This is a genomic window from Allobosea sp. BH3, from assembly GCF_025499465.1.
Classification (GTDB): domain Bacteria; phylum Pseudomonadota; class Alphaproteobacteria; order Rhizobiales; family Beijerinckiaceae; genus Allobosea.
The window spans coordinates 528493-539315 of record NZ_JAIMCA010000001.1 but is presented as its reverse complement, the minus strand read 5'-3'; the positions used below and the strand labels follow the sequence as shown (position 1 = coordinate 539315).

Annotated in this window: 12 protein-coding genes; 7 read left to right on the top strand and 5 right to left on the bottom strand. The window is 65.6% G+C overall.

The genetic code is table 11. The annotated features are described in order from the left end of the window. Nucleotides 1-15: 15 nt before the first annotated feature. Together BoBH3_RS02610 and BoBH3_RS02605 are read right to left on the bottom strand one after the other, a co-directional pair. Nucleotides 16-321: a hypothetical protein gene (locus BoBH3_RS02610; protein ID WP_262329191.1), complete on the bottom strand. Its 306-nt coding sequence runs from the start codon at nucleotides 319-321 to the stop codon at nucleotides 16-18. Between the two features lie 116 nt (nucleotides 322-437). After that, nucleotides 438-1550, bottom strand: coding sequence for a hypothetical protein (locus BoBH3_RS02605; protein WP_262329190.1), 1113 nt, complete (start codon nucleotides 1548-1550; stop codon nucleotides 438-440). Nucleotides 1551-1997: 447 nt separating this feature from the next. Here BoBH3_RS02605 and BoBH3_RS02600 point away from each other — a divergent pair, with 447 nt between their 5' ends. Beyond that, on the top strand, nucleotides 1998-3032 hold the full coding sequence (locus BoBH3_RS02600; protein ID WP_262329189.1) for an aspartate-semialdehyde dehydrogenase: 1035 nt from the start codon (nucleotides 1998-2000) through the stop codon (nucleotides 3030-3032). A gap of 323 nt (nucleotides 3033-3355) precedes the next feature. Beyond that, entirely contained in the window at nucleotides 3356-4285 is a 930-nt protein-coding gene (locus BoBH3_RS02595) for a DMT family transporter (protein ID WP_262329188.1), read from the top strand. A gap of 63 nt (nucleotides 4286-4348) precedes the next feature. On the opposite strand, the gene BoBH3_RS02590 is transcribed toward BoBH3_RS02595, so the two are convergent. Continuing rightward, complete coding sequence (locus BoBH3_RS02590) at nucleotides 4349-5017, bottom strand: TetR/AcrR family transcriptional regulator (protein WP_262329187.1); 669 nt, start codon at nucleotides 5015-5017, stop codon at nucleotides 4349-4351. A gap of 148 nt (nucleotides 5018-5165) precedes the next feature. Between BoBH3_RS02590 and BoBH3_RS02585 the strand changes: the two genes are divergently transcribed. From BoBH3_RS02585 to bfr, 5 genes are all read left to right on the top strand, one after another. Then, the gene (locus tag BoBH3_RS02585) at nucleotides 5166-6392 is read left to right on the top strand and encodes an HlyD family secretion protein (RefSeq protein ID WP_262329186.1); all 1227 of its coding nucleotides are present in this window, start codon (nucleotides 5166-5168) and stop codon (nucleotides 6390-6392) included. A 21-nt stretch (nucleotides 6393-6413) separates the two neighbouring features. After that, the gene (locus BoBH3_RS02580; protein ID WP_410050540.1) at nucleotides 6414-8000 is read left to right on the top strand and encodes a DHA2 family efflux MFS transporter permease subunit; all 1587 of its coding nucleotides are present in this window, start codon (nucleotides 6414-6416) and stop codon (nucleotides 7998-8000) included. A 184-nt stretch (nucleotides 8001-8184) separates the two neighbouring features. Next, on the top strand, nucleotides 8185-8718 hold the full coding sequence (irrA, locus tag BoBH3_RS02575) for an iron response transcriptional regulator IrrA (RefSeq protein ID WP_262329185.1): 534 nt from the start codon (nucleotides 8185-8187) through the stop codon (nucleotides 8716-8718). Beyond that, the gene (locus tag BoBH3_RS02570) at nucleotides 8715-9011 is read left to right on the top strand and encodes a (2Fe-2S)-binding protein (protein WP_262329184.1); all 297 of its coding nucleotides are present in this window, start codon (nucleotides 8715-8717) and stop codon (nucleotides 9009-9011) included. The genes irrA and BoBH3_RS02570 overlap by 4 nt, the downstream gene beginning before the upstream one ends. A gap of 105 nt (nucleotides 9012-9116) precedes the next feature. Next, the gene (gene bfr / locus BoBH3_RS02565) at nucleotides 9117-9611 is read left to right on the top strand and encodes a bacterioferritin (RefSeq protein ID WP_262329183.1); all 495 of its coding nucleotides are present in this window, start codon (nucleotides 9117-9119) and stop codon (nucleotides 9609-9611) included. A 31-nt stretch (nucleotides 9612-9642) separates the two neighbouring features. Here bfr and BoBH3_RS02560 read toward each other — a convergent pair whose 3' ends face one another. After that, nucleotides 9643-9804 (bottom strand): hypothetical protein, encoded by a 162-nt coding sequence (locus BoBH3_RS02560; RefSeq protein ID WP_262329182.1) that lies wholly within the window; start codon nucleotides 9802-9804, stop codon nucleotides 9643-9645. 118 nt (nucleotides 9805-9922) lie between these two features. After that, nucleotides 9923-10603, bottom strand: a complete 681-nt coding sequence (locus tag BoBH3_RS24470) for a cold-shock protein (RefSeq protein WP_316045076.1) — start codon at nucleotides 10601-10603, stop codon at nucleotides 9923-9925. Nucleotides 10604-10823: the final 220 nt, after the last annotated feature.

Genomic DNA, 10823 nt, shown 5'->3' with positions numbered 1-10823 from the left:
GATGGCAAGCGCCCTTCAGAAACGCGGCGATGCGAACGTATTGGCGAAGGGGTTCGTGCCGGCGCCGATGCGGCCGGGCAGGGTGCCTTCGCCATAGAGATCGCCCGTGTTGACATAGACCGGCGAGGCGAAGCTGTGCTGGTTGGCATAGCGGTTCAATGAGCCGACCGGCACGACGTTGCCAGCGTCGAAGTAGCTGCGCTTCTGGACCGTGACGCGCAGCGGTCCGCGGCGGCTCTGGGCTTCGGCGATCGTCGCCAGGACGGTCGAGGCCGCCACGGCGAGGGCGAGGACGGCGGCAACACGCTTGAACTGCATCATGGCGGCAATCTCCGGGAGTGGACGCACCCACTCCATGTAAGCATCCTAAGACCAGCGACTAGGCTAGCGCATCAACGTTAACAACTTTGTTAGAAGGCGACGAGCCTTCCTTTGGGTCAAAGCTCGCGAGGGGGCTTGGTGCGGCGCTTGGGCCGCTCCGGGGGGATCTTGATCGGCTCCGAGTTGGCGGTCTTCATCCGTAGTGCGGGCACATTGCCATCCACATCGAGCCAGGAGGCCTTGCGGCCCGACGCTGAAAGCCGCTGAGGCGCGCAATCCGTCTGGCGCTTCAGCTCGCTGCGGGCGAAAGCCGAACGCAGCTCGGCATCGGCCGCAGCATGGGCGAGATCGAGCCTGTCGACGAGGCAGGTGAGCTGCCGGCGGTCGCTGGGCTTGGTTCCGGCGCACCACCAGCCGCTCATCGCGAAGGCTGTTGCGCCAGGCGCGGTGCGGAAGGCAACGCAGGAGCGGCTCGTGGAACCGTCCCCGAGCACGACATCGGCGGTATCGAGCGGCCCGAAGCGCGTCTCGATCGCGGCCGGCATGCTGCTGCGCTCGACAGCGAGGCCGCGCCGGGCCGCCTCGTGCACGAGGCCGATGGTGAAGGAGGCGGAGCCTGCGGCCGTGGGCGCACCGGTACGCAGGTGGAGGGAGAGATGCGGCCCGGCTTCGGGGAAGCCGCCGAAGCTCATCAGGTCCTCGCGCTCGCTGCCCTCCTGTTTCCGACGGGCCTCGAAGCTCGGTGGCTCGCGGCCGAGTTCGGGCGATTCGAGGCTGAAGATCGCGATGGGGCGGGCCACCGGCATCCAGCCATCCGCTGCGGCAGAGAACTGCGGGCGGTGCTGCGGCGCGTCCGAGCCGGAGGGCGGCGTGAATCGCAGGGCCGCGAGCTGGGCCGGCTCCTCGTCCTTCGCGGACAGGCCGGTGATCAGGATGGCCGTGAGGCCGATGCCGCAGAGCGCGGCGGCGCCTCGCCAGGCCAGCGCGCCGGTGAGGCCGAGGCCTCGGCGCGGAACGAGACGGCGCAGCAGCTTCGAGAAACGGATGAGGCTCGACTCGACGAGATCGGCCGTCGTGATCAGGAACGGCACGATGTCCGTGCGGGCGGCCCGCATGCCGAGGCGCCGGCAGGCGACGCCACTGCGCGTTGCGGCCATGGCGAGCCGAGGCCGCAACCAGTGCAACCCGTCCTGAAGCCGTGATACCGCCTGGTCCGAACGCAAACGCAACCCGTTACTCCCCGCGCCGCGCGACGGCGGCACAGCTTCCCATCCGGGGCGCAGGTTGGGCATGGAGTATCGCCGGCCGGTTACCGGAGCCGGGCAATCGGCCGGCAGCGTGAACAACCGGTCAAGAAGCAGGGTTAATGGAGCGAGGCTGGAGCGAAAACCGCAGGGAGATTGACTTTTTTCCGCCGTGGGTGTTCTGAGATTGCACGGTGCCCGATGGGCGCCACATGCGAAGTTTCAGGATCGGTTCCGTGACGCTCCGTCAGACGACGAAAAGCACGACGACCAAAACGACGACCGGCAAAGCCGGTACGTCGCGCTGACGCTTCGCCTCGGTTCCGGGTCCATCTCCCCCCGGCGGGGGTAGATCGCCGGACCTGCCCGAGACGGGCGGGGCGGCTCCCAAAGGGAGACCCGAACCGAATTCATCCGCAAAGGATCAAACCAATGAGCTTCAAGGTCGCAGTCGTCGGCGCAACCGGCAATGTGGGCCGCGAGATGCTGGACATTCTCGCCGAGCGTGCCTTCCCCATCGGAGAAGTGGTGGCGCTGGCCTCCACCCGCTCCATCGGCACCGAGGTTTCCTTCGGCGACAGGACGCTGAAGGTGAAGGCGCTCGAGCATTACGACTTCTCCGATACCGATATCTGCCTGATGTCGGCGGGCGGCGAGATCTCGAAGACCTGGTCGCCGAAGATCGGTGCGCAGGGCTGCGTCGTGATCGACAACTCCTCGGCCTTCCGCATGCATCCCGACGTTCCGCTGATCGTGCCGGAGGTGAATGCCGCCGCCGCTGCCGGCTTCACCAAGATGAACATCATCGCCAACCCGAACTGCTCGACTGCGCAGCTCGTCGTGGCGCTGAAGCCGCTGCATGACAAGTTCGGCATCAAGCGCGTCGTCGTCTCGACCTACCAGTCCGTTTCCGGCGCCGGCAAGGAGGGCATGGACGAGCTCTTCAACCAGACGCGCGCCGTGTTCTCGGCCGGCGAAGTCGAGACCAAGAAGTTCCCGAAGCGGATCTCCTTCAACCTCATCCCGCATATCGACGTCTTCATGGAGGACGGCTTTACCAAGGAAGAGTGGAAGATGATGGTCGAGACCAAGAAGATCCTCGATCCGAAGATCAAGCTGACCGCGACCTGCGTGCGCGTGCCGGTCTTCATCGGCCATTCCGAGTCGGTCAACATCGAGTGCGAGAAGCCGATCACCGCCGACGAGGCGCGCGAAGTGCTGCGGAGCGCGCCTGGCATCCTCGTGATCGACAAGCACGAGCCCGGTGGCTACATCACCCCGCACGAGGCCGCCGGCGAGGATGCGACCTATATCTCGCGCATCCGCGAGGACGCGACCGTGGAGAACGGCCTGGCCTTCTGGTGCGTCTCCGACAATCTGCGCAAGGGCGCCGCGCTGAACGCGATCCAGATCGCGGAGGTGCTGGTCAACCGCAAGCTGATCCAGCCGCGCAAGCAGGCCGCCTGAGCGGCGATCAACGCGATTGAATGACTGTCGAGGGGCGGGCCGAGAGGCCCGCCTTTTCTCTTGAGCGAAGGAACCACGCCGTCATCCCGGGCTCGACCCGGGATCCATCGTAGAGTGCCATCGCCCTACGATGGATCCCGGATCTCCGCTTCGCTGCGTCCGGGATGACGCGGCCTTCTGAAAAGTCGGCGGGTGCCGAACGAGACAGGTCGGCCGGCGCATGGAGCGCCTGTCTTCTTTGCACAGCGAAGCACCAGTTGAACCGATTAGAGTGCTGCTGACGATCTTCCCGCCGCGCCTTTCCGCAGCCTTTCTCAAAGCCCTTGCCGCAATCCCTCACGCCCGGCCCCGAGCCCGCTGCTCCCGTCACCTCGCTTAGGCGCGACAACGGGCTGCTCGGCATCGGCATCATGCTGCTGGCCACGATCTTCCTCTCGGCGGGGGACGCGGCGTCGAAATATCTCGCGGCGGACGTGCCGGCGCTGCACATCGTCTGGCTGCGCTATGCGACCTCGGCGGTGTTCCTGCTGGCGATCATTGCCTGGCAGGGGCGCTCCACGACGCTGCGGACCCGGCGCGCGGGCCTGCATCTGCTGCGGGGCATCGGCCTGATCGGCTCGTCGATCCTGTTCGTCTCCTCGCTGAAATACCTTCCGATCGCCGATGCGACCGCGACGAGCTTCGTCGCACCGCTCTTCGTCACGGCGCTGTCGATCCCGCTGCTCGGCGAAAGCGTGGGCTGGCGCCGCTGGCTGGCGACGATCGTCGGGCTGGTCGGCGTGGTGATCGTGGTGCGGCCCGGCGGGGCGGGGTTTCAGCTGGCCTCGCTGCTGCCGATAGCCTCGGCGCTGAGCTGGGCCTTCTCGCTCATCATAACCCGGTTGATGAGCGGCACGGAGAACCCCATCGCCACGGTAACCTATTCCACCCTCTTCGGCGCCCTGCTGACAACGTTGCTGCTGCCGCTGCACTGGGTCGAGCCGACACTGGAGATCGCGTTGATCGGGCTCTTTATCGGGGCTGTCTCGACCGCGGGCCACTGGCTGGTGATCGTGGCCTTCCGCTTCGCCGGCGCGTCGCTGCTGGCGCCCTTCTCCTATATCCAGCTGCTTTGGGCGACTGTGAGCGGCTACCTCCTCTGGGCGGCGCTGCCGGATCTCTGGACCTATGTCGGGGCGGTGATCATCGCGGCATCGGGCCTCTATACCGCCCATCGCGAGCGGCTCAGGGCGCAGCGCGTAACCGCCGGCTAACACTGTTCCATCTCCAGCTTGCGGCGCTCCTCAGGATGAGGGCTGAGGGAGGGCGACGACCTCCTATCGCGTCGGCTTCACGCCGTAGCGCGCCATGAACATCTCGATGGCGGAGGCGACGATGCGCTGGATCTCCTCCTCGCTCGGCGCAGAGCGGATCGCATTGAACAGGCGCGGACGCATCAGCGTCGCCTGGCAGAGATCGATGAACTGCACGGCCGCGAGACGGGTATCGTCGATTGCGAGCTTGCCCTCGGCGACCATGCGGTCGAGATAGCGGGCGATGAGCTTCGAGCCCTGGGCCGGGCCATTCTCGTAGAAGCTGCGGCCGAGATCGGGCATGCGTTCGGCGACGCCGATGACGACGCGATGCGCGCTGACAGCGAACTCGTTGTTGAGCATGCCCACGAGGCACTGCCCGAAATTGCTCAGCGCCCGGACCGGGTCGGAATCGTGGTTCAGGGCTTCGAAGGCGCCGCGCTTCTGCGCCTCGCGCTCGCGCTCGATCAGCGCGACGAAGAGATGCTCCTTGTCCTCGAAATAGACGTAGAGCGTGCCCTTCGAGACGTTCGCCGCGGCGGCGATGTCGTTCATGCTCGCGGCATCGAAGCCGCGCGCGGTGAAGACGTGGAGTGCCCCGTCGAGGATCTGCCTGCGCTTGTCGGGATCGGCACCGGCGACGCGGCGGTTGCGCGCGTCCTTCTTCACGATGGCTTCAGGGCTTTCTGTCATCTCATCTTCCGCGAGGGGCGGCCCCACCGCTGCAGCGATCAAAAAAGAATCGAACCAATCAGTTCGATTTGACTTGATATGCATTATCGACCGCGCTATTTCAAGCGCAATCGAACCAGTCGGTTCGAATTGATGTGCAGGACGCAAGATGTCTGCTGAAACCATTTCCGAGCCGCGCCGCGACCGCCTCAAGCTCGTCGATGTCGCCGAGCCCACCAGGGGCGAAACCGTCCCTCCCGCTCCCGCCGAACCGGTCACGGCTCCCGAAGCGCGCGCCCCGCTGGGCGCGGAAGCTCGTCCCGAGGCTGCGGCCGACAAGGCCAAGCCCAACCGCGGCCCGCTGAAGCGCGGTGCGCTGATGGTCGTGGGCGCGGCCGTGGTGGGAGCCAGCCTCTGGTACGGGCTGGATTGGTGGCGCAATGGCCGCTTCATCATCTCGACCGACGACGCTTATGTCGGCGCCGAGATGGCGACGATCTCAGCCAAGCTCGCCGCCAATATCGCCACCGTCTCGGTGGTGCAGAACCAGGAGATCAAGGCTGGTCAGCCGCTCGCTTCGCTCGACGATGGCGATTGGCGGATCGCGCTCGACAGCGCCCGCGCCAAGACCGCGACGGCGCAGGCGACGCTGGCGCGCATCGACAGCCAGGTCGAGGCTGCCCGCGCTGCGCAGGCCCAGGCACAGGCGCAGCAGAATTCCGCCGAGGCGGCCGTGACGCGCACCAGCGCCGATTACGAGCGCGCCAACAGCCTCGCCGCCAAGTCCTACGGTTCGCAGGCCACGCTCGATGCCGCGATCGCTGCGCGCGACCAGGCCGCCGCCTCGGTCGCGAGCGCCAAGGCCGGCGTCGTGCAGGCGCAGGCCAATATCAAGGTGCTGGAAGCCCAGCGCGTCGAGGCGGCCCGCCAGATCGACGAGCTCAAGGTCGCCGAGCAGAAGGCGGAGCGCGACCTCTCCTTCACCAAGATCGCCGCGCCGATCGACGGCATCGTCGCCAACACCAATCTCCAGATCGGCGACCTCGTCAGTGCCGGCAAGCGGCTGATGTCGGTCGTCCCGCTCGATCAGGTCTATGTCGACGCCAATTTCAAGGAGACGCAGATCGGGCCGCTGAAGATCGGCGACAAGGCGAAGATCACCGTCGATGCGCTGCCGGGCCAGGTCTTCCACGGCACGGTCAGCGGCATCGCCGGCGGCACGGGCTCCGTTTTCACGCTGCTGCCGCCCGACAACGCAACCGGCAATTTCACCAAGATCGTGCAGCGCGTGCCGGTCCGGATCGCGCTCGACCGCGAATCGACCGGCAAGCATGTGCTGCGGCCGGGCATGTCGGTCGTCGTCGCGATCGATCCGCGCCCGGCAAACCAGCGCTAAACCCCTTCCGAGGAGGCCGCCATGGCCACCGCGACCCTGAACGCGCCGGCCGCTGCGGCGCCGGCGGCGGACGCCATTCCGATGCGGCGGATCTTCGCCTTCCTGGCGATGGTCTTCGGCATGTTCATGGCGATCCTGGACATCCAGATCGTCTCGGCCTCGCTGGCGGAGATCCAGGCGGGTCTTTCGGCGTCGTCCGACGAGATCGCGTGGGTGCAGACGGCGTATCTGATCGCGGAAGTGATCATGATCCCGCTCTCCGGCTATCTCAGCCGGGCGCTGTCGACGCGCGTCTTTTTCTCGATCGCGGCTGCGGGCTTCACCGTCGCCTCCGTGCTCTGCGCATTCTCGACCTCGATCAACGAGATGATCCTGTGGCGCGCCGTGCAGGGTTTCATCGGCGGCGGCATGATCCCCGGCGTCTTCGCCGCGGCCTTCTCGATCTTTCCGCCCTCGAAGCGGCCGATCGTCTCTCCGCTGATCGGCCTCGTCGCAACGCTGGCGCCTACGATCGGCCCGACGGTTGGCGGCTATCTCAGCCATGCCTTCTCCTGGCACTGGCTCTTCCTCGTCAATGTCGTGCCGGGCATCGGCGTCACCATCGCCGCCTGGACGCTTATCGATTTCGACAAGCCGCAGCGCGACCTGCTGAAGCGCTTCGACTGGCTGGGGCTCGCCAGCATGGCGGCCTTCCTCGGCAGCCTGGAATATGTGCTGGAGGAGGGGACGCGGCTCGACTGGTTCGAGAGCCATGAGATTGTGTTCTTCACAGGCGTGATGCTCGCCGGCGCGGTGCTCTTCTTCTGGCGCGCGCTGACCCGCGACGAGCCGCTGGTCGATCTCTACGCCTTCCGGAACCGCAACTTCGCCTTCGGCTCGCTGTTCTCGTTCTGCATGGGCATCGGCCTCTACGGGCTGACCTATCTCTACCCGGTCTATCTGGGGCGCATTCGTGGCTATGACGCGCTGATGATCGGCGAGACGATGTTCGTCACCGGCCTGTGCATGTTCCTCACCGCGCCGATCGCCGGCCGCCTCTCCGCCAAGCTCGACCCGCGCGTGATGATGATGATCGGATCGGCGGGCTTCGCGCTCGGCACCTGGTGGGCCTCCTTCATCACCTCCGAATGGGATTTCTACGAGCTGCTCATCCCGCAGATCCTGCGTGGCTGCTCGCTGATGCTGTGCATGGTGCCCGTCAACAACATCGCGCTGGGCTCGCTACCGCCGCATCAGCTCAAGAACGCCTCGGGCCTCTACAACCTCACCCGCAATCTCGGCGGCGCGGTCGGGCTCGCCGTCATCAACACCATGCTGAACTCCCGCACGGACCTGCATATCACGCGGCTGCACGAGAGGGTCGCGGCCGGGCGGCAGGTGGCGGAGGAGGCGATCGCCAATACCGCGCAGCGATTCACCGATTTCGGCGATGCGGCCCAGAACATGGCGCTGGCGCTGATCAACCAACGCATCCACAAGCAGGCCCTCGTCATGGCCTTCGGCGACATCTTCCTCGGGCTGACCGTGATCTTCGCCTCGCTCGTCCTCCTCGCGCTGTTCATGAGCAAGCCTGGCAAGCCGCCCGCCGGTGCCGGCGGCGGGCACTGAGCCCACGCCCCGGCGGCCAACGTTCTGCCCTTCGCGGATGATGCGGCTGTGGGTCGCGGGGCGCGGCGAGGGGGGAATGATTGACATTCGGTAGCGGTATCGGCAAATATGATAACAATATCAGTAGTTTAGATCCTTTCTAAACTACATGTTGCCGCGTGCCGGCATCTGGAAGGCGTAGCGAATGAGCGTTCTGACGAGCAAGGATCGGGATCACCAGCCGGTGGCGAGCGATCATATTCCGTGGCCGCAGAAGAGCCCGGGCTCCTGCCCGATCAGCGCTGTGAAGGCGCGGCTGCGGACGGCGGGCCTGCGTCCGACGCGGCAGCGCATGGCGCTGGGTTGGCTGCTCTTCGCCAAGGGCGACCGGCATGTCAGCGCCGAGATGCTTTATGAAGAGGCTCTGCGCGCCCGCGAGCCGCTCTCGCTCGCGACCGTCTACAACACGCTGCGCCAGTTTTCCGAAGCCGGGCTGCTCCGTCAGGTTTCGGTTTCGGGCCCCAAGACGTTCTTCGACACCAACGTGTCGGAGCATCACCATTTCTACAATGAGGACGACGAGACGGTCACCGACATCCCCGGCTCGACCATTCTCGTCTCCGGCCTGCCCGAGGCCCCGGAAGGCATGGAGATCTCGTCGGTCGAGGTCATCGTGCGGGTGCGCCGCGCCGATGGCGAGGTTATCGAGACCAAGCGGGTGGTGGGCCACCACGCGTGATCGTCTGCTCCTGCAACGTCCTTTCCTGCGGTCAGATCAAGGGCACTGTCGCCCCTGACGGCAGCGGTCCGCGTACTGCGGGCGAGGCTTACGATTGCCTCGGCTGCAGCCCGGATTGCGGACGTTGCGCGCGGGAAGTCCGTGCGATCCTTGCAGAAGCGCGTGCCGCCTGCGCGACTCAGTGCGGCAGCTGCGCCAGCCGCGACATCGAATGCGCGGTGCATGTCTCCGTCCAGGCCACGGTTGAGCGCATGCTCGACGGCATCGTCACCCCGGTCGACGTCGCAGCCTGATCGCCTGCGCCGATTAGGGCGCGAAGACGAAGTTTTCCCTCTTTCCTTCTCTCTCCCGCCGAACTACATTAGGATCATTCTAATGTAGAGCGCGGAGTCCACGCCATGAAGGGCGACAAGAAGGTCATCGAGTATCTCAACAAGGGGCTGCGTTCCGAGCTCACCGCCATCAACCAGTATTGGCTCCACTACCGGATGCTCGATAACTGGGGCCTCAAGGATATGGCCAAGACCTGGAAGAAGGAGTCGATCGAGGAGATGGTCCATGCCGACCGCTTCGTCGACCGCATCCTCTTCCTCGAGGGCTTCCCGAACCTGCAGACGCTCGACCAGCTGCGCATCGGCGAGAACGTCAAGGAGGTCATCGAATGCGACCTCAAGGCCGAGATCGAAGCCCGCGCGCTTTATCAGGAGGCCGCCCGGTATTGCCGCGAGGTTGGCGACTACCCCTCCGAGGACCTGTTCAAGGCGCTGATGAAGGATGAGGAAGGCCATATCGACTTCCTCGAGACGCAGCTGGACCTGATCGGCCGCGTCGGCCTGGAACTCTACACCCAGAAGCATATCGGCGGCCTGGAAGGCGACGACCACGGCCATTGAGCGGCAGGCGCGTCGTTATCTGCGCCTTGCGTCAGCCAAGAAACCGGAGCCCCAGGGCGCGACGCTTGCAGTCATGGTCGGGCTTGTCCCGACCATCCACGTCTTCGCGCGGTTCAAGGGCAGCGTTCAAGGCGTGGATGCTCGCCACAAGGACGAGCATGACGGGCATCGGAGCCATCATCATCGGAGCCATGGCGTCTCCAGGGATGTCGCGTCAGGCCCGGCCTGCCCCGGAATGACGAGGCAAGGCACCGGACAAACAAAAAGGCCCGCCATTGGCGGGCCTTTGCGTTTCCGAGAGGGAAGCAGCGTCAGATGAAGCTGACATCCGCTGCTTCCGGGCCCTTGCGGCCGGCGCGGATCGAGAAGCGCACGCGCTGCCCGTCCATCGGCGGCTGGAGGCCGCTGCGGCTCAGTGACGAGACATGCAGGAAGACATCCGGCCCGCCCTTGTCCGGCGCAATGAAGCCGAAGCCGCGATCCGAATTGAAGAACTTCACGGCGCCGTCGAAGGGGCCTTCGACCGGGCCGCTGTCACGGTCCTGGAAGCCGCCGCCACCGCGAGGGCCACGGTCGCCGCCGCCGAAGCCGCCGCGATCACCGCCACCGAAGCCGCCGCGGTCACCGAAGCCGCCGCGATCCCGGTCGCCATAGCCGCCGCCAAAATCATCGCGAGGCGGGCGGGACGAGAAGCCGCCGCCGCGCGGGGCCGGCGCCGTCTGCGATGCGGTCGAGGCGTCGATCTCATGGACGGCGACGACCTGAAGGCCGCGACGTCCCTCGCCGAGATCGGCGATGATCGTGGCTCCGGGTTGCAGGTCCTGCTGGTCAAGCGGACCGATTGCCGAAACATGCAGGAAAACGTCGCCCGAACCATCGGACGGCGATGCGAAACCAAACCCCTTCTCGGGGTCGAACCACTTAACCTTGGCTTCGATATTTTCGTGCGTGACGAAAGGCTGGGCGGAGGGAGGCTTGCGACGATCGAACATGGAGCTTCAATACTGAGTGACCGGGAGCACACAACCTAGCTCATGCCGGGCGCGCCGTCATCGGGGTCTGAGCGAAATTATCTCATAAGATTTTAGGGTGTTACAGCGCCTTTTTCTACGCCATCCCCAGCCTGTTTAATCGATATGACATGCTTGTGTTGCATGGGTATTCATCATTCCGACCTGATTCCCGTGCTGACCCGGCGAAAATGCCGCAGCT